Here is a 26,725-nt window from a genome sequence, read left to right on the forward strand (position 1 = left end):
GGCGAAAGGCGAGCGGGGAGAGACGATGGTCCCGCTGCCGCCGGCGTCATATGAGATGTGGGGGTCCATCGGTCGATGGACGAGCGCGGTCGATGGACGAGCGTGGTCGGTCTTCGGCGAGCGTCGCCATCCGCCGTCAGCCGGTGGCCGCGTGTCTCGCCGGCCAGGCTTCCGATTTCGAGCGCAACGGTATGACCGGTGGCATCGGCCTGCCGACAACGATCGGTGGATGGAGAAAGTAGTTCGTCCCCGTTCGGCTGATGCGCCAACCGTAGTTGTGCAGGTTGAGATGGTGGAACGCGCAGAGGAGCACACCGTCTGCGACGTCGGTTCTGCCGCCTTTGGCGACCGGGTTGATGTGGTGGGCCTCGGTTTGCCACGCGGGCTTATCGCAGCGCGGCCACAGGCATCCGCCATCGCGCGCCCTGAGCACTACTCGCTGTGCCGAGTTGAAGAGGCGACGGGAGTGGCCGAGGTTCAATGCTCGGCCGTCTCTGTCGACCGTGATCGGGACCATGCCGCACTCGCACTCGCGCGCGCGAACGAAAGAAGCCGGGACGGCTGAGTCGGCGCCCTCGAGGTGGCCGCACGAGGCATGGTCGAGGCTCTCGAAGCCTGACGATTCAGCATCGACCACGGTGATGACGCGAACGGCGGGGCGATCCGTGCGGAACACGGTGGAGTCATCGCAGGTCGCCCCGGCTCTGAGCACGTCGATCACCGTGTCGAAGGCGAGCTGTTCGCCGGTTCTCGGGTCGGCGGTCATTTCTTTCGACCAGGAGATGTCGTCTGGACGGGTGAAGCGTGGTCCGCCTCGTCGAGGACTCATCGCGAGGTCGATGAGCTGGGTGACGAACACGCCCGACTCGTCGTCGCACACCGCATGCACGTTGAGCGCGCCGTCACGGTCGTGCCACGTCTTGAGCGAGCGCTTTTCATATCGCTGCGTGAAACGTTCTTCGATTCCTTCGACATCGATGCGATCACGGGTGCGTCGTGCCTCGCGCGCGACTTCGTCGAGGGTGGTGCCCTCGCTCGTCGCGATCGCAACCAGATGCTCAGCCGCGTTCCTTCGCTCGTGGTCGGGACACGAGTCGGTGACCTGCGTCAACGTGCGAATGATCACCTGACCGGTCTCGGCCGAGCACGTGCCGTTGGCAATCGCGGTCGTCACGGCGTGCTGCCACGGTAGGACAGCCGACGGCCCGGGCGATGATGATTCACGCGGGTCCTCAGGAGCATCCGTTCCGCCTTCTGCTGTCGAGGGACGACGAGTCTCCACAAGGCGTTCGGCGGCGACGGTCTCTCCCATCAATTCGCCGATCTTCACCTGACGTGAGGCTTCGCCCTTCGACTCACCCGTGAGGGACTGCACCAGCTGTGTGGCGCCGCGATGCCCGTTGCGTTGCGCGAGCCCCGAATGGCTCAGTGACCGTTCCGATCGCTTCGCGACCTCGCCTGCCGCGACGCTGATGACGACGTCGCTCATCCGGCGAAGGAATGCCGCGTCGCTGAGGAGTGACTCGAGCTCCGAGTCGATGAGGCCATGCACGTCGTCCAGGATCGAGGCTGCCGAGGAATCCGAGACCACGTCGAGCGGAGGGGGATTGGCGCTTCGCTGATCGCACACCGGATCGCCGAGGCGCGTGCAGACCTGCGCCGCCGCGTCCCGCAGTCGAGTGGTGTACAAACTCATGCGACCAGTTTACGGCACGAGATTCGAAGAGACAATCGTATCTGAGTAACTGAAATGCCTCGTTAGCTGGGGACGGAGAGCTGGGTTGGATGGGTGCGAGGTGAAGAAGAATCGAATATAGTTTCGATACAGACAGTATCGATGCCATAGTCAACCGCCTTCAATCGCGACAGCTCAACCGCGACAGGAGGGAGCCACGCGTATGTCGACCATCTGCGCTCCGTATGCCCCGTGCCCCGGCGTCCGCTGCAACCTTGCGTCCGCTGCAACCTTGCGCTCGCTGCAACCTTGCGCCCGCAACCTTGCGCCCGCAACCTTGCGCCCGCCGGGACCTGAGCCCGCCGGGACCTGCGCCCGCCCTGACACTGACGCTGCCCTGACGCTGCGCTCACGCGCCGACGTACTCCGCAAGGTGCTCGCCCGTCAGTGTGGCTCTCCCGGCGACAAGGGCTGCCGGAGTTCCCTCGAAGACGAGGCGCCCGCCGTCGTGACCTGCGCCCGGTCCGAGATCGATGATCCAGTCGGCGTGCGCCATCACCGCTTGGTGGTGTTCGACGACGATCACGGATTTGCCGGAGTCGACGATCCGATCGAGCAGTCGCAGCAACTGCTCGACGTCGGCCAGGTGGAGGCCTGCTGTCGGTTCGTCGAGCACGTAGATTCCGCCTTTCTCCGCCAGGTGGGTGGCGAGCTTGAGGCGTTGCCTCTCGCCGCCGGACAGGGTCGTGAGCGGCTGACCGATCGTGAGGTAGCCGAGTCCGACATCCGAAAGCCTGGTGAGGATGGCGTGCGCGGCGGGCGTGTGCGCGTCGCCGGCGCCGAAGAACTCGAGCGCTTCATCAACGGAGATCGCGAGCACCTCGCTGATGTTGCGCCCGCCGAAGCGGTACTCGAGCACGGATGCCTGGAACCGCTTGCCTCCGCACTCCTCACAGACCGTGGCGACGCCGGCCATGATCGCGAGATCCGTGTAGATGACGCCTGCGCCGTTGCACGCCGGGCATGCGCCCTCGGAGTTCGCGCTGAACAGAGCAGGCTTCACGCCGTTCGCCTTCGCGAACGCCTTGCGGATGGGCTCCAGCAATCCGGTGTACGTGGCCGGGTTGCTGCGTCGTGAGCCCCGGATCGCCGACTGATCGATCGAGACGACCCCGTCCCGCTTCGCCACCGAGCCCTGGATGAGCGAGCTCTTTCCCGACCCGGCCACGCCGGTGACGACCACGAGCACGCCGAGCGGGATGTCGACATCCACCTGTCGCAGGTTGTGGGTGTCGGCGCCTCGGATCTCGAGGGCTCCGGTCGCCTCGCGGAGGGCATCCTTCAGCTTGGCCCGATCGCTCAAGTGCCTGCCCGTGATGGTGTCGGCCTCGCGCAGCTCTTCGACAGTGCCCTCGAAGCAGACTGTGCCGCCCCCTGAACCTGCGCCGGGCCCGAGGTCGACGACGTGGTCGGCGATCGCGATGGTCTCCGGCTTGTGCTCGACGACGAGCACCGTGTTCCCCTTGTCGCGAAGGCGCAGCAGCAGCTCGTTCATGCGGCGAATGTCGTGCGGGTGCAGCCCGACGGTCGGCTCGTCGAAGACGTACGTTATGTCGGTGAGCGCCGAGCCGAGCTGTCGCACCATCTTCACGCGCTGTGCCTCCCCTCCGGAGAGGGTGCCCGAGGCTCGGTCCAGGCTCAGATAGCCGAGCCCGATCTCGACGAACGATGACAGGGTCTCGCGCAGGGCGGTCAGAAGGGGAGCAACGGACGGCTCCTCCAGCGCGCGCACCCACTCGAGCAGGTCGCTGATCTGCATCGCGGATGCCTGTGCGATGTTCGTTCCGTCGATCTTCGACGTCCTGGCGGTTTCGCTCAACCTGGTACCGCCGCACTCCGGGCACATCTGGAACGTGGCAGCGCGCTCCACGAACGCGCGGATGTGCGGCTGCAGCGAATCGACATCCTTCGACAGCATGGATTTCTGGAGCTTCGGGATCAGGCCCTCGTAGGTCACGTTGATGCCTTCGACCTTGATCCTTGTCGCCTCCTTGTGGATCAGGTCGTTCAGCTCGCGTTTGGTGTAGTCGCGGATGGGCTTGTCGGGATCGAAGAACCCGGAACCGCGGAAGATGCGGCCGTACCAACCGTCCATGGTGTAGCCGGGAATCGTGATCGCGCCCTCGTTCAACGACTTGCTGTCGTCGTAGAGCTGGGTGAGGTCGACGTCGTTCACCGTGCCGCGGCCTTCGCAGCGCGGGCACATTCCGCCCAGCACGTTGAACTCCCGCCGCTCTTTCGTGCGCTGGCCCGCTCGCTCGAACGTCACGGCTCCAGCGCCACTCACAGAGGCGACGTTGAACGAGAATGCTTGCGGTGATCCGATCTGCGGCCGGCCGAGACGGCTGAACAGGATGCGCAGCATGGCACCCGTGTCCGTCGCCGTGCCGACGGTGGAGCGCACGTCCGACCCCATGCGCTCCTGATCGATGATGATCGCGGTGGTCAGCCCTTCGAGCACATCGACGTCGGGCCTCGACAGGGAGGGCATGAAGCCCTGCACGAAGGCGCTGTACGTCTCGTTGATGAGTCGCTGCGACTCGGCGGCGATCGTGCCGAACACCAGCGAGCTCTTGCCGGAACCGGAGACGCCCGTGAACACCGTGAGGCGCCGTTTCGGAATCTCGAGGCTGACGTCCTTGAGGTTGTTCACCCGCGCACCATGCACGCGGATCATCTCGTGGGCGTCAGCCCGCCCGTCCGGTGATCCCGGCTGCGTTCCGGTGACGGTGCTCATCGTGTCTCCCTCTCGCCTGAGGTCACGGCAACGGCTGCGACAACGGCGCACGGATGCCCGCACCTCGCCGCGTCGCGCGTCCCAGCGCTCGCCGGTGGCATCCAGGCTATCGGGGGACGTCGGTGCGAGGCGGTATCGCCGATGGCGAGGAACCCGTGACATCCTCCTCTTCCGGCACAGCCTGATCCTCGAAGAAGAACCTGGAGATCGCGGCCCGCGCCCGATCGGATGCGTGCAGCCGGCCACGCTCATCCGGCCGCGCCAGGTACGGCTGCTGAACGGCGGGGGTGCGGAGCCTGCGGCGAGCGTGGTCGTCGACCCGCCGGTGCCCCTCGACGTACTCGCCACCGGGCATCCGCACGATGCGCCCCGTCTCGTAACCGTGCAGGAGGATGCCCTGGTCCCGCTTCTGCAGCCCGAGACAGACGCGACGCGCGATGAAGAAGGCGACGGGCGGCCCGACCACCACGGCCACCTGGTAGAAGGCGACGACCGATTCGACGGCCAGCCGGAAGTGGGTCGCGACAAGGTCCGCGCTCGCAGCTCCCCAGAGCGCGCCGAAGAACACGATCGAGGCGACTCCGATCGCGGTCCTGGTCGCCGCGTACCTGGGGCGGACGAGCAGGTGGTGCTCGGAGGAATCGCCGGTGACCCATTCCTCGAAGAACGGATATCCCAGCACTCCCACGAGGAAGGCTCCGACCACGAAAAGAGGAACGAGGATCGCGAGACTCCACGTGTGGCCGAGCCAGACGAACTCCCAACCCGGCGGAACCAGACGCAGCGCGCCGTCGAGGAACCCGGTGTACCAGTCGGGTTGGCTTCCGGCGGATGCGTTTCCCGGCGAGGACGGCCCGTAGAGCCAGACCGGGTCGATCGTCACCACGGCGGACAGCATCACAAGTGCCGCCGTCACGACGGCAAGGGTGCCGGCCGACCGCGCAGCGTGGTTCGGCCAGAGCGGCAACCCGACGATCACCCGTTCGGTGCGCCCTTCGCCGGCGAACTGCGCCGGCTTGTTCAGATAGGAGGTGCGGGCACGCAGCGCGAGCAGAACGATCAGCAGCACCGGAACGAGGGCGACGTGAACCGGGTAGAGGTGCTCGATGATGTCGCCGGGGAACTGTCCACCGAACAACAGGGTCGACAGCCACGTGCCTACCACAGGGATCGCCAGCACGATGCCCTCGACGATGCGCAGCCCGGTGCCCGACAGCATGTCGTCGGGCAGCGCGTACCCGCTCCATCCGCCGAGCAGCGCGATGATCAGGATGCCGAACAGCAGCACCCACGAGAACCGTCGCGGCCGACGGAACGCCCCGGTGAAGAACATCACGAGAAGCTGCAGCATGATCGCGGCAGGAAGCAGCAGCGCCGCCCAGTGGTGCGCCTGACGAAGCAGCAGGCCGCCGCGCACGTCGAACGAGACGTTCACGGTGGACTCGAGCGCCTTCGACATGGTCGCGCCCTGCAACGGCAGATAGGAGCCGCGATAGGTCACCTGCGTGCTCGAAGGCGCGTAGAAGAACATCAGGACGAATCCGGTCACGAACAGCACGATCACGCAGGCGAGCGCGACGACACCGAACAGGTTGGTCCAGTGCACGGGCGCCTTGCGACGTCTCAGCTCATCCCGCAGAGCGAGAGCCCTGCGCCCCGCGCCGGACCGGCGAGCGGCCGACGCGAGACGATCGGTGAGGGAACCGCGAACTGCACGCATGACGTGCCTCCTGTCTCATTGATGAAGACAAGACAGGAGGCGTCTTTGTGACATTTCGCGCCGGGTGCGCGGTGGGCGGAGGTGTTCGGCGCGCGGCGGGCGGCGCTCCGGTCGCTCAGTCGCTCGTCAGAACGACGAGTCGCCCGGTCGCACGGGTCATCGCCACGTAACGGTCCACAGCCCCTTCGATCCCTGTCCCGAACGATTGCGGGTCCACGAGCACCACGAGGTCGAACTCGAGCCCCTTGACGTACTCGGGTGCGAGCGACCGCACGCGCGGCGTCGGTGCGAAGTCGGGATCGCCGATGACGCACGCGATGCCCTCGTCGTGTTCCGTCAGCCAGGCATCCAGTGTCGCGTCCAGGTCGGAGACCGGGCCGCGCACCACCGGGAGTCCCGTGCTGCGAATGGAGATCGGCACGTTCGCGTCGGGGATGACGGCCCGGATGACCGGTGCGGCCTCGGTCATCACCTCTTCCGGCGTGCGGTAGTTGATGCTCAGCGTGGCCATCGTCACGTCTGTGAGGCCGATCCGCACGAGGCGCTCCTTCCACGTCTCGGTGAACCCGTGCCGAGCCTGCGCCCGATCGCCGACGATCGTGAAGCTGCGGGACGGGCAGCGCAGCAGCAGCATCCGCCACTCGGCATCCGTGAGCTCCTGAGCCTCGTCGACGATGACGTGGGCGAACGGGCCGGCGAGGAGGTCGGAGTCGACGCGCGGCAGGGCCGCCTCGTCGACGAGCGTGTTCTGCGTGTCCTGCTCGCGGAGCATCCACATCAGCTTCATCTCGCTGTCGTCGTCTTCGATCAGGTGGTCGATGACCCGCGCCCGCTCCTCGTTCTCGGCAGCGAGCGTCGCTTCGCGGCGGCGGGCTCGCTGTGCAGCCTCGGGATCGCCGATCCGCTGGCGGGCGGCATCGAGGTAGGGCAGGTCCGAGACGGTCCACGCGCGGGCATCCTCACGCTGCAGCAGGCGGATGTCGTCGGCCGACAGCCAGGGCGCGCACAGCCGCAGGTAGGCGGGCACCGACCACAGATCGCCGACGACTCCTGCAGGGTCTAGCAGCGGCCACGCCCGAGCGAAGGTGCCGGCCAGCTCGTCGCTGCGAACCAGCTCCCTGCGGATCAGGTGGGGAGGGGCATCCTCGTCGTCGATCTGGTCGATCAGGATCTCCAGCAGAGCCTCCCAGACCTGATCGCGTGCGTCGTTGTGGGCAAGAGACGCCTCAGCCGATTCGAACGCCTCTGCCCACTCTGCGGCACCGACCTCGAGGTCACCCCACTCCGTCTCGATCTGAACGGCGGCGGTCGGCGGTTGCTCGTAATACGCGACAGCGGCGTCGATCGCGTCCACAAGGCGAGCGGATGCCTTCAGCCGCGCCACGTCCGGCTTCCGTTCCTCCGACGCCGAAGCGCCCTCCGGAACGAGTCCGCGCAATGTGCAGATCTGCACGCTCTCCTCGCCGAGACCAGGGAGCACATCGTCGACGTAGGCGAGATAGGCGGGGTTCGGGCCGACGAAGAGCACCCCGCCCCCTCCGTGCGTGAGCCGGGGCTGCGAGTAGAGGAGGTAGGCCGCCCGGTAGAGGGCGACGACGGTCTTGCCGGTGCCCGGACCGCCGTCGACGACGAGCGCACCGCGGGCTCCGGCGCGGATGATGGCATCCTGATCCGACTCGATCGTGCTGAGCACATCGCGCATGCGGGCGGAACGGCTGCTGCCGAGGCTCGCGATGAAGGCCGATTGGTCGTCCAGCGCCGCGCGGCTCTCGAGGCCTTGGGCCGTGAACGCCTCGTCCCAGTAGTCGGTGATGCGGCCGCGCGTCCATCGATATCTGCGGCGACTGACGAGTCCCATCGGGTTCGCGTGCGTCGCGGCGAAATAGGGCTCGGCGGCCGGCGCGCGCCAGTCGATCAGCAGCTGGCGTCCCTCGCTGTCGGCAAGGCCGAGACGGCCGATGTAGACGGGCTCCCCGTCGCTCTGCCGGACGACGCGACCCAGTGTCAGATCGAGGCCGAAACGTCCCAGAAGCCGTAGCTGCGAGGTGAGGCGGTGGATCTCGATGTCCCGGTCCATCGCCTCCTGACCGCCGCGTTCCGCCTGCAGACGGAGCACGGCGAGTCGTTCGGTGAGCTCGTCGATCTGCTGCCGAAGGCTGTCGCCGATGGCGGCGAAGTGCCGTCGATCGCGGGCGATGAGTGCGGGGTCGGCTTTCGCCGCGAGTCGGTCGGGAAGGTCGAACGCGTCGGTCACGAGGGTCAAACGGGCTCCGATGTCGAGAGGATGCCGCGGCAGGCGAGCGCGGCGAGGCACGATTCTCCCTCGCAGAGGGGGTCTTGCGGCAAGCCCCCTGCGCCGACGTACAGTTGAAGTGGCGGGGCGGAGCCCGAAGGTTCAGTCGTCCGACTGAAGTCACGCAACCTCTGCCATTCGTAGCGTGTAGAGCAGGACGACGAGCACGTCGTCACTTCCACAACTCGATTGGTTCCGTCATGTCTGAGAAAACGCCCGTGGTGTTCATTCACGGCCTGTGGCTCGCCGCGTCGTCGTGGCAGCCGTGGCTGGAGTTGTTCGCCGAGAACGGCTACGACCCGATCGCTCCCACCTGGCCTGGCGAGTCGTCAGACGTCGCAGAGGCGAGGGCGAACCCGCAGGATGCCGCCGGTTACGGCATCAACGAGGTCGCCGCGCACTACGCGGAGATCATCAGGGCGCTGCCCGCCAAGCCGATCATCATCGGGCACTCGTTCGGCGGCATGATCGCCGAGAAGCTGCTCGGCGAAAACCTCGGCGTCGCGGGCATCGCCATCGACGCAGCGCAGATCAAGGGTGTGCTTCCGTTGCCGTTGTCGTCACTGAAGTCGACGCTCCCGGTCTTCAAGAACTTCGCCAACGAGAAGCGCGCGGTGTCGCTGACCGCCGATCAGTTCAGGTACAGCTTCGGCAACGCGGTCTCGCGCGAGGAATCCGATGCGCTGTACGAGGCATGGAACATCCCGTCGCCGGGCAAGCCGCTCTTCGAAGCGGCGAGTGCGAACTTCTCGATCCACTCGCCTGCCAAGGTCGACACGGCGAATGAAAATCGCGGACCCCTGCTGCTCATCATGGGCGGCAAGGACCACACGGTTCCCGAGGCGATCACGAAGGCGACGCTCAAGCAGTATCGGGGCTCGTCGGCGGTCACCGAGCTGGTTGAGTTCCCGGACCGCGGTCACTCCCTCACTGTCGATTCCGGTTGGCGCGAGGTCGCCGACAGCGTGCTCAGCTGGATCGACGCCCGGGTGACGAACGCGGCCGTCGCGTAGCCTGCGCGCACGACTCGCAGTGCGTGCCGTGCAGGTCGTCTCGTCGATCAGTTCGCCGCCAGCGCGGATGCCAGCTGCGCTCGGTTCGTGAGGCCCAACTTCGGGAAGATCCGGTAGAGGTGCGACCCGACCGTGCGATGAGAGAGGAAGAGTCGTTCGCCGATCTCCCGGTTCGACAGTCCCCGCGCCGCCAGCTCGGCGACCTGGAGCTCCTGGGGCGAGAGCGATTCCCACACGGATGGGCGCCGTTGCGCGGTCTCCTCGCCTGCGGCCCGCAGTTCTGTGCGAGCCCGCTCGGACCACGGCCGCATGGCAAGGGCATCCGCGAGTTCCTTTCCGGCGCGCAGCCGATCGCGGGCCTCGCCGATGCGCCGGCGACGCCGCAGCCATGAGCCGTACTCGAGAAGCATCCTCGCCCGATATGTCGGCCAGGCTCCGACATCTCCCGCGAGCGCCTGCTCGAAGGCATCCTCGGCCGCGACGTCCTCGGTCGCGAGGAACGGTCGCGCATAGACCTCGGCCATCGCCTGCCATGGCGAGGTCGGAGCCGACGCATCGCGAGAATAGAGATAGCGGATCTCGTCGATCCGCCCGAGGTGGCCGGCCGTCTCGGCCAGATCGCCGAGCATCCAGCCCGACTGAACGGGGTGATGCGACGGATCGCTACGGTCGAACGGACGCCGGAACGCGGCGAACGCCTCCTCATAACGCGCATGGGCGAGGTGGTTGACCCCCTTGGTCAGCTGGATGCCCGTGAGAACGTTGTGCGCACCCGTCATCACGGCACCGCGCTCCGACTCCTCGATGAGAGGAAGCGCCCTGGCCTCGTCTCCCCGTATCGCGTACACGAACGCCTCTCCAATGAGCGTTCCCGTGCCCCATCGCGGTATTCCGATCTCGGTCGCGAGACGAGAGCCCTCTGCCGACGAACGCAGGGCTTCCTGCCAGTTGGCGAGCGTGATCTCGTTCCAGGCATGAATCGGCTGCAGGAAGGCGATCGAACGCAACTGGCCGCGCGTGCGGTAGAGATCGAGGAGCCGCCGCTGCATCGTGGCGAGTGCGGGATCGGCATCGACGTTCGACCGTACGCGCATCAACAGCTCAGCGCTCTTCGTCATGTGCCCGGGGTCGACGGCGATGACCGCGGCAGTGATCCGCGCGAGATAGGGCGCCGGGTCTGTTGATGCGAGCACGACGAGACGTCGAGGGTCGTCGTCCCCGAGTCGCTCAGCGACGCGTCCGACGAACTCCGAGACCTCTCCGTTCCCGCCAGCGTCGAGATTCTCGCCGATGGTCAGAGCGAGATCGATCGCGAGGTCGACATCCCCTGCGGCCAGTACTCTGCGGCCGTGGTCGACGAGCGTCCTCAGAGCGGCGGATGTCTGCGCGTGCGGGGTGAGCTGGGCATTCAGCAAGGCGAGTCGGGCGGCATCCGTGACCGTGAGCGAGTCGGCGCGGATGTCGACGATCGCTGCGCCGGCGACGTCGGGCCGCCCCAGTTCGACGGCGGCCTCGGCGGCGCGAAGCGTGCGGCGGGCGGTATCCGCCGACTTGGGACTCAACCTCGCGGCAACGGTCCATGCCCGATGGGCGACGGAGAGGTTGCCCTGGGCGGCGGCACGCGTTGCCGCGCCGTCCAGCCGGTCGGCCGCCACGGCATCCGTGCCGGTCACAGAAGCAGCGCGATGCCAGATGCCGCGGTCGCTGTCCGGTCTCAGGGTCGAGGCCAGCGCAGTGTGAGCTGCACGGCGTTCAGCCCCGGTCGCTGCCGAGACGATCGCCGAGCGCACGAGCGGATGCCGAAAGGCGAAGCGGTCGCCTCGAACCGTCAAAGCGCGAGCGCCGACGGCATCGTCGACTGCCGCATCGAATTCCGCGGGACCGACGCCGAACTCCGCCGAGGCGCTCTGCAGCTCGTCGAGGTCGTCGCCGTCGCTCAATGCGGCCACGAGCAGTACGCCTCTCGTGGTTCTGGATGCTCCCGACAGACGAGCGAGGAACGTCGCGTGCACCTTGTCGCCGATCGTCTCGGTCGACATGGTGGGGTCTGCGTCCGCCGACAGCTCGAGAAGAGCAAGTGGATTGCCTGCGGCGAGGTCGAGCACGTGTGCCGATGCGACGGCGCCGAGCTCTGGCCGGAACGTGGAGAGCAGCTGCCGTGATTCTGCGGCGGCCAAGGGGACGAGCGGAATGGTGTCGAGATCGGCGTTCAGGATGGGGGAGGGGTGCCCGTCGCGCAGCGCGATGAGCAGCACCGACGGGTCGGACGCGACCCGTCTCGCCAGGAAGCCGAGCACCCGCGCCGTCGAGCCGTCGATCCACTGGGCATCGTCGACGAAGGCGAAGAGTCCTCTCTCGGCGCTGATGTCGCCGAGCAGCTCGAGGACGGCCATGGCGACGGCGAAGACGTCGGGCGTGTCTCCCTCGAGCAGACCGAAGGCTCGTTGCAGAACGGCACGAGGCCGCTCGCGCAGGTGGTGCATCCGTTCAGCGAAGGGATGCAGAATCTCCTGCAGCGCGGCGTACGGCACTGCCGTCTCGGACTCCGTTCCTGTCACGGTGATCACCGCGACGCCGCGAGCGACCGCCCGGCGAACGGCCTCGGTGCCGAGCGACGTCTTGCCGATGCCCGCCTCGCCCCGCAGCACCAACGATCCGCCGGTCTCCGGCAGCCGCCTGATCAGCTCGTCTATCCTGTGAAGCTCGGCCTGGCGCCCGACGAGATCGCTCATCCGCACACGCTCGCGTCGGCACGTCGTCGAGCCTGCCGGCCACGGTCGTACCGCGGCCGCCGGGTTCTCTTCTCAGGTGCAATGGGCACTGGGAAGTGAGAAACGCTCACTCTCAGTGATGGTACCCAATCGCCCGCAAGGTGGCGTGACGAAACAGTCGATCGACACTAGGCACATCGTTCTCGCTTCCGTATCGTCGCCGGCATGGATCTCGAATTGTCCGGCCGCACGGCGGTCGTCACAGGCGCCGGCCGCGGTATAGGGCTGGCCGTCACGAAGGCTCTTCTCGCCGAGGGCGCTCGCGTCGTCGGTGTCTCCCGCACGCCGACCGGAGACACGGATGCCTTGGGCTCGAACCCCGGCTATCTCTTCGTCGCTGCGGACCTCTCCTCGATCGAGGGTGTCGCATCCCTCGGCGAGGCGATCACCGGGCCCGTGGACGTGCTCGTGAACAACGTCGGCAGTGCCCCGCCGCGCCCTGGTGGCTTCGGCACGATCACCGAGGAGGAATGGCAGCAGACCCTCGCGCTGAATCTGCTCGCCGCCGTGCGGGTCACGAGACTCCTGCTCGATCGGATTCCGTCCGGGGGCGCGATCGTCAATATCGTCAGTGAGAACGCCATCCTCGCCGATCCGCTCGTGCTCGACTACAGCGCGGCGAAGGCGGGGCTGCTGAGCGTGACCAAGTCGCTGTCGAAGCAACTCGGGCCCAAGGGCATTCGCGTCAACTCGATCAGCCCCGGTCCGGTGGCGACCGATCTCTGGCTCGGCAAGGGAGGTGTCGCCCAGACGGTGTCGGCGGCCAACGGCTCGAGCGCGGACGACGTGCGCAAGGGAGCCGAACAGCAGATGGTGACAGGACGGTTCACAAGGCCCGAGGAGGTCGCGGATCTCGTCGCGATGCTGGCCAGCCCGAGACTCGGCAACGTCACCGGGGCCGATTTCGTGATCGACGGTGGCATGCGCGAGACGATGTGACTGCGGCGCGCTTTACCCGTTACGCACGCACTGCGACCATCATGCGGTGTCGTCGTGCACGATGAGCACCGTCTTGCCGGGCAGCCGTCCAGCGGCGGAGCCCGACTCGTAAGCGGCCTTGCCATCCCGTAGCGCGAAGGTGGCGGCGATCGGCACACTCAGTTCGCCGTCGCGTACGAGTGCGGCCAGCTCGTCCAGCTCCGCCCGATCCGCCGACACCACGAAGAACGACCCCTCGATCCGAAAGCGGTCGAGGAGGGCACGATCGAGCGGTCCGTTCAAGCCGATGAGCACGCCGCCGTCGCGAACGGCCGCGTAGGTGTCCTCGTCGGGAACGCCGGCCGCGCAGTACAGCGCGATGTCGAATCCGCCTTCGGGCGCGGTGATGCGGTCGACGGTGAAGTCGAGCACCTCGTCGGCGCCGAGCAACCGAAGCAGGTCGAAATCTCGAGCACGCGCGACAGCGGTGACGCGCGCTCCGCGAAGGTGGGCGAGCTGCACGGCGAAGATTCCGACCGCACCGGCCGCCCCCTGAATCAGCACGCGCGAACCATGCGCGATGCGGCCGTGGTCGACGAGCGCCTGCAGCGCCGTGAGCGCGGCGAGCGGAAGCGCCGCGGCGTGAACGGGATCGACCTCGGGAGGTCGCGGAGCCACCCAGTCCTGTGGCAGCGCGACGAACTCGGCAGCTGCGCCGTCGCGGTCGAACGGCACGAGGCCGAGCACTTCGTCGCCCGGTGAGACGGCGTCGACGTCGTCGCCCGTCGCCACCACGATGCCCGCCACCTCGTGGGCGGGAATGGTCGGGAGGCGCGACACCCCGTCGCGCTCCCACGTCTCGGTCCACGACAGTTCTGTGAACGTGATTCCAGCGGTGCTCACCCGCACCAGCACGTCGGTGGCCCCCAAAATCGGCATCGGTGCGCTGTCGTACTTCAGCACCTCCGGACCGCCGCGCTGATGGGCGCGCAACGCGTGCATCGTCTCCATTCGAATGCCTCCTGCGGGTTCGATGAGCCTTCACCAGCAGATTACGAGCGGCGCCCGCCGTCGTCATCCGTCATCCGACGCAAGACCGGCGCGCTACCGCCCGGATCAGCGGATGCCGTGTCCGGCCGTGAACACCTGGAGGGGGTCGAGGCGCACCGCTTCGTCGGCGAGCCGCTCGCCGGCGTGGCCGTAGGCATCCGCGCCGCCGACCGGATGCTCGGTGAAGGTGAGCAGCAGGCTCCCTGGCAGCGACCACGGTGTGAGCGAACTGCGTAGGCCGGCAGCGGCCTCCGCGCCGTACGCCGCCGCCTCGGGCGTCGGTGCAACGGCGATCGCGAAGAGGGCGTATGCACCGTCGACGCTCGAGATCGCTCCGCCGTCGGGGACCCGCTCGGCGAACGCGCCTCCCAGTTGCCGCAGTTCGGCGATCATGAGCCCGGAGTTCGTTCCAGGTCCGACGCGCGCCAGGAACGCGTCGATCGCGCCGTCGGGCAACTCCCCGAGCATGCAGTGGTCGCTGACCGACGGCGTCGGGACGAGCGGGTCCATGTGCACACCGAGCAGCGCGGGAGCCGGAATTCGGCCGAACGTGTCCACCTCCGGCGCGAGTGCACGCAGCGGAGCGAGCAGGTCGGATGCCCTGTCATCCGTCTCGAGAATCGCGCCGTCGACGACAACGATGTTGCGACCGGCGAGGAATGGCGGCAGTTCGGGCAGCGGCGGAAAGCTCATCACGCGGAACGAGGTCGTGACCGACTTCGGGGTGTTCTGCGTGAAGTCCCGCCAGGCGCGCATGACATCGGGTGCGCGGTCGAGGTCCCAGAGCAGCATGCCCGCGTACACGTCGGAATGCGGCAACAGTTCGAGCTCGATCGCCGTCACGATGCCGAAGTTGCCGTTACCACCACGGATCGCCCAGAACAGGTCGGCGTTCTCGTGGCTGCTGACCCGCTGCACGATACCGTCCGCGGTGACCAGCTCGACGGCTCGCACCCGGTTCACGGCGAGTCCGTACTCGCGTCCATAGAACGAGACGCCTCCAGAGAGCGTGAATCCGACGACACCGACGTTGCCCGCGCTGCCATGCGGCGCCGCGAGACCGAAGAGGGCCGCCGCCGCGGCGACTTCGCTCCACACCGTTCCGCCGACCACTCGCCCGATCTTCTCTTCGGGGTCGACCGTGACGCCGGTGAAACCCGAGAGCCGCACCAGCACGGTGCCGGAGAGATCGGATGCGGCCAGCAGCGCGCCCGCGTGGCCGGTGCTCATCGGCGCGATGCGCAATCCGGCGGAAACGGCCGTCCGAACGACAGCCTGCACCTCGGCGACGGACACCGGCACGACGACGGCGGCAGGCGCGAGCTGCGCCGACGTGTTCCACGGCGTCCGGGCCTCGTCGTAGCCGGGATCACCTGGCAGGAAGACGCGACCGGGCAGCAGGCCGCGCAGGGATTCAGCCTCAGCTGAGGCGGGGGTGACGTCGGTCATGATGATCCTTGTCGTGCAGTTCTGATCGCTGGCGCTCGTCGGGTTCGGCGCGCGGCCGCTCGGGTCCGGCGGCTGGCCTCAAGACTCGGCGCATCGACGAGTGGCCGCCATCCCCAGAACCCGGGGTGGTTTCCGTCCCGCGCCTGCGGGAAGCCGCGAGCCTCCGCAGCCGTGACTAGGCTCCGGAAGAGCGGGCCGTGCACTGTCGCGGGTGCCGCTTATACGATCGGAGCACCCCTGCACGATTTCTGGAGCGTCCACCGCTGGCCCGTAGACGTGCTGCGCGCCCACTGGCACATCGTGTTCGACGACCAGCCGCTCGTGCGTGAATCAGCTCGAGCGCAGATCGATCGTCTCGGCGGAGTCGCCGAACTCACCCCGACCCCGATCGAGTGGCTTCACCTCACGTTGCAGTCGATCGGTCCTGTGACGTCGGAACAGAAGACACAGCTGGTCACGGATGCCCATGCCGCGCTCGCGACGTTCCCGCCGTTCGAGATCGAGCTCGGCCCAGCACGAGTGGGCGAGAACACCGTGCAGTCGCCGGTCTCTTCCGCAGGTCGCATCGACGCGCTCCGCGGCATTCTTCGCGGACTGACGGAGCCCCTCACCGACGCGCGGCTCTCGACGCCCCTGCGGCCGCACGTCACGTACGCCTACAGTGCCGCAGAGTGGGATGCCGGCGCTCTCGCGCGTGATCTCGCGAACCTGCCTGCGGCGCCCGTGCCGGCATCCGTGACCCGCATCGAGCTCGTCGATCAGCGTCAGGTCTGGCGCGACCGGTACGACTGGACGGTCATCGGCGGTATCGAACTCGGGGGAGCGCTTCCGCAACCGGAGCGCTGACACCAGAACCTCATCGCGTCGATCGGCCGCTACCGCCCGTCCTTCTTGGCCTGACGCCGAGCGCCCATCGCACGGGTTCCCGCGTCGCGCTTGAGTCCGCCGGTGGTCTTCTGGTGGGACCGTTGGACCCCTGGACCGACGGACGACCGCCCTGACGGCGACGTCGTCGGCCCTGATCCGCGATCGCGCACCGCCGCCAGCCTCGTGGTTCGCAGGGCGACCGAGGCCTGCCTGGCTGCCGTGGCGAGTTGCCGGCTGACGCGCGCGAGGGCATCCTCGAACACTTCCGCCTTGTCACGGTCTCGTTGGTTGCGCGCATACGCCTGACCCCGCGCCGCGGTGTCGCTGATGCGCCCGACGGCGTTGCGGCGGTAGACGCCGACGTACTTGTTGCGTGCCCGACGAACACGGCCGTGCAGATCCAAGAGCTCGTCCTCGTCGAGTAAGCCCACTCGATCCTTCTCCGTCTCCGCAAGGAGCTGGAACTCGCTGTCACTCAACGACGAGATGATGCCTTTGCGCATGTCAGACCTTCCCCCAGGGCTGCGTCGACACGAGCCGACGAGACAATCCTCACACCGCAGGCTCCGGCTGTCACCGCGCGTCGGTCGCTGGTGCGATCGCTTCCAGCAGCCAATCGATCTCTTCGGTGAGCAGGTCGAGGCTGCTGCCGACCGGCAGATAGCCCAGGTCGGTGGCTGCGCCGGTGTCGAGAACTATCGGGTGTGCCGCGCGCCAGGGGTGGTGTCCACGTTGCGGGTCCGTCCGGTCGTCGATGAGCTCGAGCTCTCCGTTCCAACCGATGCGTTCTCCGATCGAGCGGACGATCTGCTCGGCAGTGGGGGTGTCCGGATCCGCGCTGTTCAGGATGCGACGGCCGGGTTGCACGGCGATCGACTCGATGAGGGCGGCCGCGTTCGACGCAGCGGTCAGGTGGTCGATCGATGAGCCGTTGTCGGCGAGCTCGATCGGGCTCTCCCCGTTGGCCATTCGTTCGACGAACATCCGCGTGCGCGGGTTCCGGGCCCAACGGCCGTGCACCTTGGCCGGGCGGATCACGGTGACGGGCAGCCCGCTGTCGAGCGCCGCGTGTTCGACGGCGACCTTCGACGGCGCGTACCCGTCACGGGTGAACGGGTCGACGTCGTCTCCGGCCGGCGGCAGAGTCGGATTGTCCTCGCGAATCGGCACAGCGAATCGCGGAGGCTCGTCGCCATTGATGTTCCGACCGGCGGAGTCGACGTAGACGGCTCTCCCCGAGATTACGACGGTATGTCCGACGGCGCTCAGCACGGGAAGCAGAGCATGTACGTCGGCTCCCTTGAACGCCAGGACGTCGACCAGAAGTCCGGTGTCCGCGCCGACGAGTCGGCCGATGCCGTGGATATCGTGCCGGTCGACCCGATGAAAGCGAACGCCTGCGCGCTCCAGCTCGGCAGGCATACCCGACGGATCGCGCCCGGTCACGTCGACCGCCCATCCGGCGGCGGCGAGCGTCGCGGCTGTGGCACCGCCGAGGGCACCGGTGCCGCCCAAGATGACTGCGTGCATCCGCTGTCTCCCCATGAGATGACGGGCGACAACCAGTCAGAGAGCCCGGCACACCCTGTTGCGATGAAACGAAGAAGGCGCCCCTTGCGGGACGCCTTCTTCTCTTTGTTGCGGGGACAGGATTTGAACCTGCGACCTCTGGGTTATGAGCCCAGCGAGCTACCGAACTGCTCCACCCCGCGGCACGTGATGAGCCTAACACGGGGGTATGGCACGGATGAAATCGAGGTGAACGCGGGTCAGCTCGCTCCCGTGACGCCCAGGCGGCAGCGGCGTCCTACGCTTGATCCATGCCTGCAGGTCCCAGCTCCGAGAGCGACGCCGTCGCGATCGCCGTCGCGCAGTTCGCGCCGGGCGAGGACACGACGGCGAACCTCGAGTCGATACGCACCCTGGCGGCGGAGGCTGTCGCCCGCGGAGCACGGCTGGTCGTCCTCCCCGAGTACTCGTCGTACTTCGCCGATCCCGTCGACGCGCGTTTTCTCGACCACGCAGAGGCACTCGACGGAGCCTTCACTGCGACGCTCTCGGCGATCGCGGACGATCTGGGCGTCACGATCGTCGCCGGCCTCGCCGAGCGGTCGGACGATGCCGGCCACTTCTTCAACACGGTGGTCGCGGTCGGGCCGGGCACGGGCATCCTGGCCTCGTACCGCAAGCAGCATCTCTACGACGCGTTCGGCGCCAGGGAGTCCGACGTGGTGCGGCCCGGCCCGTTGGATGCTCCGCAACTCTTCGACGTCGACGGCCTCGTCATCGGACTGCAGACCTGTTACGACCTGCGGTTCCCCGAGGTGACGCGCGCGATCGTGGATGCCGGCGCCGAAGTCATCCTGGTTCCCAGCGAGTGGGTGCGCGGTCCCCTCAAGGAACAGCACTGGCGCACCCTCATCGCTGCGCGAGCGATCGAGAACACGGTGTTCGTCGCTGCCGCCGACCATGTCGGACCGATCGGGGTCGGCTCGAGCATCGTCGTCGACCCGATGGGCGTCACCCTGGCGGATGCAGGCGAGCAGCCGGGCGTCGCCGTCGCCTGGCTCTCCCGCGAGCGTCTTGCTCGAGTGCGGGCCATCAATCCCGCGCTGTCCCTCCGCCGTTACGTCGTCGTCCCGCGAGACTGACCCCGTCACCACGGAGTCGGTGGGTTCGCCGTCGCGGGTCCTTGGGCTACCCGTTCAGGAGCCTTGTCAGGCGTGTCCGAGGCGCGAAAGCTGCTCCGCCGCCCGCTCCAGCACCTCCACGCGCTTGCAGAATGCGAAGCGCACGAGGGATGCCGCTTCCTCGCGCATCCGCGGTCCGCAGAACGCCGTGATGGGCACCGCGACGACGCCGGCCAGGTGGGGGAGTTCGCGGCAGAAGGCCACGGCATCCGTGTAGCCGAGGGAAGCGGCATCCGCCACCACGAAGTACGAACCGTGCGAGGCGAAAACATCGAATCCGGCCGCATCGAGACCGGCCGAGAGCAGATCGCGTTTCGCGGCGAGCGTGGTGGCAGCGTCGGTGAAGAAGGAGTCGGGCATCCGCAGTCCTGCAGCGATGGCCGGCTGGAACGGCGCACCGTTCACATACGTCAGGAACTGCTTCACCGCCGTGATCGCCTTGATCAGCTCGGGATGCGCTGTGACCCAGCCGATCTTCCATCCCGTCATGCTGAACGTCTTGCCGCCCGACGAGATCGACACGGTGCGATCGGATGCCCCGGGCAGCGTCGCGATCGGAATGTGCGGCCGATCGAACGCGAGGTGCTCGTACACCTCGTCGGTCACGATGATCGCGTCATGCCGATTCGCGAGCTCGACGATGGTCTCGAGCGTCTGCCGGTCGAAGATGGCCCCGGTGGGATTGTGCGGATCGTTCACCAGAATGATCCGCGTACGGTCCGTCACGGCGGCACGAAGCTCGTCGAGGTCGGGCGCGAAGCCCGGTGCCCGCAACGGCACCGTGCGATGGATGCCGCCCGCCAGCGCGATCGTCGCCCCGTACGCATCGTAGAACGGCTCGAACGTGACCACCTCGTCGCCGGTCTCGACGAGCGCGAGCAGGGTCGCGGCCAGTGCCTCGGTGGCGCCGGCCGTGACCAGTACCTCGCGATCCGTGTCGACAGCGAGGCCGTAGAAGCGCTGCTGGTGTTCGGCGATGGCCTCGCGCAGAACGGGCATGCCGATGCCGGGCGGGTACTGATTCACGCCGTCACGGATGCTCCGCACGGCAGCCTCCGCCACCTCGGCCGGCCCGTCCTCGTCGGGGAATCCCTGACCCAGGTTGATCGCTCCGGTTCGAGCCGCCAGGGCGCTCATCTCCGCGAAGATCGTGGCCGACACGGTGCCGTCGTCGCCGAGCAGACCTGCGCCGTGCGCGGCACGCTGCCAAGGGCCGGGGATCAACGTCGTCATTTCGCCTCCGTATTCTGCACACTCAAACTAATGCCGCCGCCCCTGTGGATAACGGATGCCCACCCCGCCCGTTTGTCCTACCGTGGTGGCCATGCCCCTGCGCAGACGGATGCCAGCAGTCGCCCTCGCCCTGCTCGTCGCCGTCGCGCTCGCCGCCTGCACCACGCCATCCCCGTCGCCGACCCCTACGAAGAGGGCAGCGCACACGCCGCTGTTCGCCTCCGATGCCGAAGCACTGGACGCGGCGACGAAGGCCTACGCCGCGTACCTCAAAGTGTCGGACCAGATCTCGCACGACGGCGGCAAGAACCCGGAGCGCATCAAGCCGTATGCCACAGGCGAAGCGCTGCAATTGGTGTTGAAGAGCGCTGCACAATTTGCAGCGGCCGGGGCGCACAGCGTGGGTAGCACCAAATACCGAAAGGTTCGATTACAAAATCCGGGTTCAGATGGACTTCATGTAGCGATTTATACGTGCGAAGACGTCTCAGAGGTCGACGTTGTCAATAGTGGTGGGGAGTCGCTAGTTGAAAGTGATAGAGCGACACTCTCCGCATTCGTGGTCACTCTTGAGTCGGCTGGCTCCTCGTCAGGGTTGATTGTGGAAGATCGGAAATCGTGGGAACTCGACGGCATTTGCTAGCCGGCAGCATCGTGCTGAGCGTCGCGATCTGCATGGCTGCGCCGGTACCAGTCAACGCAGATGACCGCGATTGCACTGCGTTCGAGCAGACTACTGGTGGGTGCTCCACCACCGGCACCAACGCCGGCGACCACGTCGACGTCGGCGGCCACACCGGCTCCAACGGCACCGGCACAGACGCCACGACGGGCGACGACTCCGACGACTCATCCACGCCGACGACCCCGAAGGACCGCTGCTCGACAGCAGGCAACAGGTGTCTCGGTGCGTCGGGATACGCCGTCACGTATCCCGACGTCGGAATGTCCGACCTGGCCTCCTTCTACCCCGCGCGCCCAACGGTCGCGGGGGAGCCGAACGGCTGGGCGGTGATCGGGCTCGACGCCAACTTCGTGGCGAGCGCGAAGGCGCACACGGCATCCGGTCCGCTGCTCGGAGTGCAGGCCGACGTGCGGTTCACGCCCGTGACGTTCCGCTGGGGCTATGGGGACGGCATCCGCTCGACAACGAGCACCGGCGGTCGCACCTGGAAGGCACTCGGAGTTCCGGAGTTCAGCCCCACCGCGACGAGCCACATCTATGCGAAGTCCGGAAGTTACACGCTCGATGTCGCGGTGATCTACACCGCGCAGTTCCGGGTCGGCGGCGGCGCGTGGCGCGATATCCCCGGCACGCTGAGCCTGTCTGCGCCGACGTCGACCATCGTCGCCGGCGACGCTGCGACCGTACTCGTGCAGCGAACATGCAAGAGCGATCCGCACGCTGTCGGATGCTGACAGATTGAGGCTGGAGTGAGAGCCTGAGAGCGGCCACGTCAGGGTTCTCGTAGCGTTCGGCCACCAATGTCGGCGAGCCGATTCGCTCACCGTGTGAGACCCATGGGATTGTTCTAGTCGGTTCACAGATTGCCCATAAACCACACCCAGCATGAGAGCGGATGCTTGGAGTGCTTGGAAGGAGCACGACACAATGACCGACACACCGAAGGACCCGGAGAACCCGGAGTCCGTCCCGCAGCATCCCGCGCAGGACTCGGGTGCCGACGCGACTCGGCACGAGGATCACGACAACACCTTGCCGCGAGCCGAGTTCGACGCCGTGCGCGAAGCCGCCGATGCGCAGAACAGCACAGAGACTTCACCGGAATCGCCGGTAGCGCCGAACGCCGAGCAGCCGACGGCACAGCAGCCGACGGTGCCTGCGCCCGAGCAATCGACCGTGCAGCCCACGTCCGAACAGCCGACGGTCGACTACGGCTCGGGTTCGTTCGGCACTCCGAACGGCCAGACGCAGCCGACCGCATCGCTGCCGCCGCAGGGCCCGCAGAACCCCTACGCGGCACAGCAGGCCGGGTATCACTACGGCCAGCAGCCCGGCTATCAGCAGCAGCCTTATGGTCAGCAGCCGAACTACCAGTACGCGGGGCAGCCCAATGCGTACGGCCCGCAGACCTACGCAGGTCAGCAGCCCCAAGCGGGCCAGCCCGGCCAGCCGGTGCAGCCGCAGAAGGTCGCGAAGCCGAAGGACGGCAAGAGCAACCGCGCCGGCCTCGTGATCACGGGCTTCGTGCTCGCCGGCCTGCTCGGAGGTGGAGTCGGAGCCGGAGTCGTGGGCATCTATGCCGCGAACTCGAGCGGCACGAAGACCGTCGCCTCGAACGGGGCGACCAACGTGACTGTGAACGACGCGCAGAACGCAACCGACGTCACGGCCGTGGCCTCGAAGGCGTCCCCCAGCGTCGTGACGATCAATGCGACGGCGAGTTCCGAGGCGGGAACCGGTTCGGGTGTCATCCTGACCGCCGACGGCTACATCCTCACGAACACGCACGTCGTCACGCTCGACGGCGAGACCGGTAGTGCCACCATCACGGTGAACACGAACGACGGCAAGATCTACAAGGCCAAGGTCGTTGCCACCGACCCGGTGCTCGACCTGGCCGTGATCAAGCTGCAGGGTGCCAGCGGCCTCACGCCTGCGAGCTTCGCGGATTCCGACAAGGTCAACGTGGGTGACACCGCGATCGCCATCGGTGCTCCGCTCGGTCTCTCCGGCACCGTCACGAACGGCATCGTGAGCGCTCTGAACCGCAGCATCCAGATCGCCTCGTCCGCCGCGCCGAGCCAGGATCAGCAGGACAACGGCGGCAGCGGCAACGGCAACGGGGACAACAGTCCGTTCAACTTCTGGAACGACCAAGGTGGCAGCAGCGGTCAATCGAGCACCGACAGCACCATCTCCCTCCCTGTGATCCAGACGGATGCCGCCATCAATCCCGGCAACTCGGGAGGCGCGCTGCTCAATGCGAAGGGCCAGGTGATCGGCATCAACGTGGCCATCGCCAGCGCGAGCTCGTCGAGCGATTCGAGCAGTCAGTCCGGCAGCATCGGGGTCGGCTTCGCCATTCCGTCGAATGTCGCCCAGCGTGTAGCGGACGAGATCGTCAAGGACGGCAAAGCCACCAGCGGACTGCTGGGTGCGACGGTCGCAGACTCGGCATCCTCCACCGATGCCACGACGGTCGGCGCCCTCATCAAGTCGGTCACCTCCGGCGGCGCAGCCGCGAAGGCGGGGTTGAAGGCCGGTGACATCGTCACCAACTTCAACGGTCACCCGATCACCGATGCCACCGACCTCACCGCTCAGGTGCGGGCTCTGGCCGGTGGTTCGAAGGCATCCATCACCTATGTGCGAGGCGGCGGCAACAAGTCGACCGACGTCACGCTCGGCACCCTGTCCTCCTGATCTGAGTGCGTCGCAACGAGAGCCGGGCGTCCATCGCGCCCGGCTCTCGGCGACTCACGCGCTGATAGGCTGAGCCGACGATTCGACGAGCGGATGTGATGGCTGAACCCAGCAGCGCGGGCGCAGGAGCGCTTCCCGGTGTCTCGTACGTCATGCCCGTTCTGAACGAGGCCCCGTACGTGCGTGCCGCGGTCGAACGCCTTCTCGAACAGGATTACCGCGGGACATACGACATCACCCTCGCAGTGGGTCCCAGCACCGACGGAACAGAAGAGGTTCTGGCGCAGCTGGCCCGAGAGCATCCGAACGTGCGCGTGGTCGCGAACCCGGCGGCGTCGACGTCGGCCGGTCTGAACGCGGCGATCAGAGCATCCGCTCATCCCGTCGTGATCAGGGTGGATGCGCATTCGCTGCTTCCCTCCGACTACACGAGCATCGCCGTGGAGACGTTGCAGCGCACGGGCGCCGACAACGTCGGCGGACTGATGGACGCCCGCGGCACCACGCCGTTCGAGAAGGCCGTCGCGCGCGCCTACAAGTCGCGCATGGGGCTCGGCGGAACCCAGCACCACGTCGGCGGCAAAGAAGGACCGGCGCAGACCGCTTACCTCGGTTCCTTCCGCCGCGACAAGCTCGTCGCGGCCGGTCTTTTCGACGAGGGTGTGCGTCGGGGGCAGGACTGGGAGCTCAACCGGCGGTTGCGCGCAGCGGGTGGCACGGTGTGGTTCACTCCGCGACTGGTGGTCACCTACCAGCCGCGGTCGAGCATCCGTTCGCTCGTCAATCAGTTCTTCGCCACCGGAATGTGGCGCGGAGAACTGGTGCGGCGCTTCCCGTCCGCGAGTTCGCTGCGATATTTCGCGCCGCCCGTACTGGTCGTGCTGCTCGTCGCCGCCATCGTCATCGGACTGGTCGGGCTGGCCGGGCTCGTCGTCGGTGCCTCCATCGGATGGCTGACCTTGGCCTTCGCGCTTCCCGTTCTCTACCTGCTGTTCGTGGTTATCGCCTCGCTGGTGATCGCGTCCAGGGACGGGTTCGCCGCTATGCTGCGATTCATCGTCGTCGTGCCGACCATCCACATCAGTTGGGGTGTCGGATTCATCGGCGGCTTCTTCGAGTTGTCGCACGACCTGCACAGCCGATCTGGGAGGTAGTGTGACGGCTCCGGATTCGTACAGCCGGCCTCAGTCGATCGCCGAACTGCGCGAGGTGACTCAGCCGCCGGAGGTTCGTCAGCGCCGCAACGCCGAGCACTGGACGGCGCACCTCTACCTGCGCGACATCTCGCCGTACCTCACCTGGGCGCTGCTCAAGACGCGCATCAGCGCCAACGGCGTGACGGGGTTCATGATCCTGTCCGGCTGGCTGACCGCCGCCGCGCTGCTCATCCCCGGCATCTGGGGCGCTGTGCTCGCCGTCGTCTTCGGACAGCTGCAGATGTTGTTCGACTGCTGCGATGGTGAAGTGGCTCGTTGGCGGCACAGCTCGTCTCCGGCGGGCCATTTTCTGGATGCCGTCGGCCATTATTCGACGGAGACGCTGATCGCGATCGTGCTCGGTCTCCGCGCTGCCGGTTGGCCGTTCGAGACGCCCGACGACTATCTCTGGACCACGCTCGGCTTCGCCCTCGCCCTCGTCCTCGTGCTGAACAAGGCGCTGAACGATCTCATGCGGGTCGCGCGTGCCTACGCCGGCCTGCCGCGCCTCGGAAACGAGGAGGCGCAGGCCGCACCGCAGCAGCGTCTCATCGCGCTCGCTCGACGAGCCGTGAAGTTCTTCCCGTTCCACCGGATGTTCCACTCCGTCGAGCTCGCGCTGCTCACGTTCGTCGTCGCCGTGATCGCGATCTTCACCGGGTCGCCGATCACCGAGCGTATCTACTTGGTCGTGTTGCTCGCCTTCGCGATACTGGCTCTGATCGGGCACTTCCTTGCGATCATGAGTTCCAGGCGTTTACGAGCATGACCGAGCGAGTGGCCCCGGCTGTCGGCGTCGTGGTGCTCACGCAGGGAACGCGACCCGTGGAATTGGCGCGGGCACTGGCATCCGTGCTCGCCCAGCGTGACGTGGTCGTCGACATCGTCTGCGTCGGCAACGGTTGGCAGCCGACAGGACTTCCCGCGGGCGTGCAGGCACTCGGGCTGACGGAGAACATCGGCATTCCGGCTGGGCGCAATGCCGGCGTGACGAAGACGGTGGGGGAGTATCTGTTCTTTCTCGACGACGACGAGTACGTCGAAAGCGAGACCTTTCTGATCGACGCGATCGCGCGTTTCGACGCGGATGCCTCGCTCGGTGTCCTCCAGCCGCGGGTGCGAACCATCGATGATTCGCCGGCTCCCAGGCGTTGGGTGCCCCGGTTGCGCAAAGGCGATCCCGCAACCCCTGGCGCGGTGTTCGCGCTCATCGAGGGCGCGATCCTGATCCCGCGTTCCGTGTTCGACGCGGCCGGCGGCTGGGCGGCGCCGTTCTTCTACGCGCACGAGGGCATCGAGCTCGCGTGGAGGGTCTGGGATCAGGGCAAGCGGGCATGGTACGCGGGCGATCTGGAGGCGAGGCATCCGAATGTGCCGACGACCAGGCACACCGACTTCTACTGGCGGAACGCCCGCAACCGGGTGTGGGTGGCACGGCGCAATCTTCCCGCCGTGCTGGTGCCGATCTATGTGGCAACCTGGACCGGCGTTCAGATGCTTCGCAGCGTGCGATCGCCGGGCACCCTGAAGCCCTGGTTCACAGGCTGGGCGGCCGGGTGGCGAGACGATCCCGGGGAGCGTCGCCCGATGCGCTGGCGCACGGTGTGGCGCATGGCCGCAGCTGGTCGTCCCCCCGTCGTCTGACGCCGGCTCTAAGAATCACCC

At 67.3% G+C, this 26,725-nt stretch carries 20 protein-coding genes and 1 tRNA gene; 10 read left to right on the plus strand and 11 right to left on the minus strand.

Annotated elements, in window-relative coordinates:
• Window positions 1–136: 136 nt before the first annotated feature.
• The 4 genes from MJ603_RS13035 to helR form a co-directional block, all read right to left on the minus strand.
• Complete coding sequence (locus MJ603_RS13035) at window positions 137–1,696, minus strand: HNH endonuclease signature motif containing protein (RefSeq protein ID WP_243064151.1); 1,560 nt, start codon at window positions 1,694–1,696, stop codon at window positions 137–139.
• A 388-nt stretch (window positions 1,697–2,084) separates the two neighbouring features.
• Complete coding sequence (locus MJ603_RS13040; RefSeq protein ID WP_243064152.1) at window positions 2,085–4,472, minus strand: excinuclease ABC subunit UvrA; 2,388 nt, start codon at window positions 4,470–4,472, stop codon at window positions 2,085–2,087.
• Window positions 4,473–4,578: 106 nt separating this feature from the next.
• Window positions 4,579–6,192 carry a cytochrome b N-terminal domain-containing protein gene (locus MJ603_RS13045; protein WP_243064153.1) on the minus strand — a complete coding sequence of 538 codons (1,614 nt, stop codon included), beginning with the start codon at window positions 6,190–6,192 and terminating at the stop codon, window positions 4,579–4,581.
• A 115-nt stretch (window positions 6,193–6,307) separates the two neighbouring features.
• On the minus strand, window positions 6,308–8,446 hold the full coding sequence (gene helR / locus MJ603_RS13050; protein WP_374230926.1) for an RNA polymerase recycling motor ATPase HelR: 2,139 nt from the start codon (window positions 8,444–8,446) through the stop codon (window positions 6,308–6,310).
• 239 nt (window positions 8,447–8,685) lie between these two features.
• On the opposite strand from helR, the gene MJ603_RS13055 reads away from it, so the two are divergent.
• Entirely contained in the window at window positions 8,686–9,498 is an 813-nt protein-coding gene (locus tag MJ603_RS13055; protein WP_243064155.1) for a carboxylesterase, read from the plus strand.
• A gap of 47 nt (window positions 9,499–9,545) precedes the next feature.
• Here MJ603_RS13055 and MJ603_RS13060 read toward each other — a convergent pair whose 3' ends face one another.
• Window positions 9,546–12,230 (minus strand): AAA family ATPase, encoded by a 2,685-nt coding sequence (locus MJ603_RS13060; RefSeq protein WP_243064156.1) that lies wholly within the window; start codon window positions 12,228–12,230, stop codon window positions 9,546–9,548.
• A 204-nt stretch (window positions 12,231–12,434) separates the two neighbouring features.
• Between MJ603_RS13060 and MJ603_RS13065 the strand changes: the two genes are divergently transcribed.
• Window positions 12,435–13,208 (plus strand): SDR family NAD(P)-dependent oxidoreductase, encoded by a 774-nt coding sequence (locus MJ603_RS13065; RefSeq protein ID WP_243064157.1) that lies wholly within the window; start codon window positions 12,435–12,437, stop codon window positions 13,206–13,208.
• A 39-nt stretch (window positions 13,209–13,247) separates the two neighbouring features.
• Here MJ603_RS13065 and MJ603_RS13070 read toward each other — a convergent pair whose 3' ends face one another.
• Entirely contained in the window at window positions 13,248–14,198 is a 951-nt protein-coding gene (locus MJ603_RS13070) for an NADP-dependent oxidoreductase (RefSeq protein ID WP_243064158.1), read from the minus strand.
• Window positions 14,199–14,303: 105 nt separating this feature from the next.
• Window positions 14,304–15,686 carry an FAD-binding oxidoreductase gene (locus tag MJ603_RS13075; RefSeq protein WP_243064159.1) on the minus strand — a complete coding sequence of 461 codons (1,383 nt, stop codon included), beginning with the start codon at window positions 15,684–15,686 and terminating at the stop codon, window positions 14,304–14,306.
• 171 nt (window positions 15,687–15,857) lie between these two features.
• Here MJ603_RS13075 and MJ603_RS13080 point away from each other — a divergent pair, with 171 nt between their 5' ends.
• Entirely contained in the window at window positions 15,858–16,532 is a 675-nt protein-coding gene (locus MJ603_RS13080; RefSeq protein ID WP_243064160.1) for a 2'-5' RNA ligase family protein, read from the plus strand.
• 29 nt (window positions 16,533–16,561) lie between these two features.
• Here the strand turns inward: MJ603_RS13080 and MJ603_RS13085 are convergent, their stop codons facing one another.
• From MJ603_RS13085 to MJ603_RS13095, 3 genes are all read right to left on the minus strand, one after another.
• Window positions 16,562–17,056: a hypothetical protein gene (locus MJ603_RS13085; protein ID WP_243064161.1), complete on the minus strand. Its 495-nt coding sequence runs from the start codon at window positions 17,054–17,056 to the stop codon at window positions 16,562–16,564.
• A gap of 70 nt (window positions 17,057–17,126) precedes the next feature.
• The gene (locus tag MJ603_RS13090; RefSeq protein ID WP_243064162.1) at window positions 17,127–18,083 is read right to left on the minus strand and encodes an NAD-dependent epimerase/dehydratase family protein; all 957 of its coding nucleotides are present in this window, start codon (window positions 18,081–18,083) and stop codon (window positions 17,127–17,129) included.
• 108 nt (window positions 18,084–18,191) lie between these two features.
• Window positions 18,192–18,265: transfer RNA gene (locus tag MJ603_RS13095), tRNA-Met, on the minus strand.
• Window positions 18,266–18,373: 108 nt separating this feature from the next.
• Here MJ603_RS13095 and MJ603_RS13100 point away from each other — a divergent pair.
• A complete protein-coding gene (locus MJ603_RS13100; RefSeq protein ID WP_243064163.1) occupies window positions 18,374–19,204 on the plus strand; it encodes a carbon-nitrogen hydrolase family protein in 831 nt (276 codons plus the stop codon).
• Window positions 19,205–19,270: 66 nt separating this feature from the next.
• Here MJ603_RS13100 and MJ603_RS13105 read toward each other — a convergent pair whose 3' ends face one another.
• Window positions 19,271–20,476 (minus strand): pyridoxal phosphate-dependent aminotransferase, encoded by a 1,206-nt coding sequence (locus tag MJ603_RS13105; RefSeq protein WP_243064164.1) that lies wholly within the window; start codon window positions 20,474–20,476, stop codon window positions 19,271–19,273.
• A 91-nt stretch (window positions 20,477–20,567) separates the two neighbouring features.
• Between MJ603_RS13105 and MJ603_RS13110 the strand changes: the two genes are divergently transcribed.
• From MJ603_RS13110 to MJ603_RS13135, 6 genes are all read left to right on the plus strand, one after another.
• Window positions 20,568–21,119 carry a hypothetical protein gene (locus tag MJ603_RS13110; protein ID WP_243064165.1) on the plus strand — a complete coding sequence of 184 codons (552 nt, stop codon included), beginning with the start codon at window positions 20,568–20,570 and terminating at the stop codon, window positions 21,117–21,119.
• A 32-nt stretch (window positions 21,120–21,151) separates the two neighbouring features.
• Complete coding sequence (locus MJ603_RS13115) at window positions 21,152–21,895, plus strand: hypothetical protein (RefSeq protein WP_243064166.1); 744 nt, start codon at window positions 21,152–21,154, stop codon at window positions 21,893–21,895.
• Between the two features lie 193 nt (window positions 21,896–22,088).
• Entirely contained in the window at window positions 22,089–23,864 is a 1,776-nt protein-coding gene (locus MJ603_RS13120) for a S1C family serine protease (RefSeq protein ID WP_243064167.1), read from the plus strand.
• A 98-nt stretch (window positions 23,865–23,962) separates the two neighbouring features.
• Window positions 23,963–25,018, plus strand: coding sequence for a glycosyltransferase family 2 protein (locus tag MJ603_RS13125; protein WP_243064168.1), 1,056 nt, complete (start codon window positions 23,963–23,965; stop codon window positions 25,016–25,018).
• A gap of 1 nt (window position 25,019) precedes the next feature.
• Window positions 25,020–25,829: a CDP-alcohol phosphatidyltransferase family protein gene (locus MJ603_RS13130; RefSeq protein WP_243064169.1), complete on the plus strand. Its 810-nt coding sequence runs from the start codon at window positions 25,020–25,022 to the stop codon at window positions 25,827–25,829.
• On the plus strand, window positions 25,826–26,704 hold the full coding sequence (locus MJ603_RS13135) for a glycosyltransferase family 2 protein (protein WP_243064170.1): 879 nt from the start codon (window positions 25,826–25,828) through the stop codon (window positions 26,702–26,704). Before MJ603_RS13130 ends, MJ603_RS13135 begins: the two co-directional genes overlap by 4 nt.
• Window positions 26,705–26,725 lie beyond the last annotated feature (21 nt).

The sequence above is a fragment of the Humibacter sp. RRB41 genome (assembly GCF_022761015.1).
Classification (GTDB): Bacteria; Actinomycetota; Actinomycetes; order Actinomycetales; family Microbacteriaceae; genus Humibacter.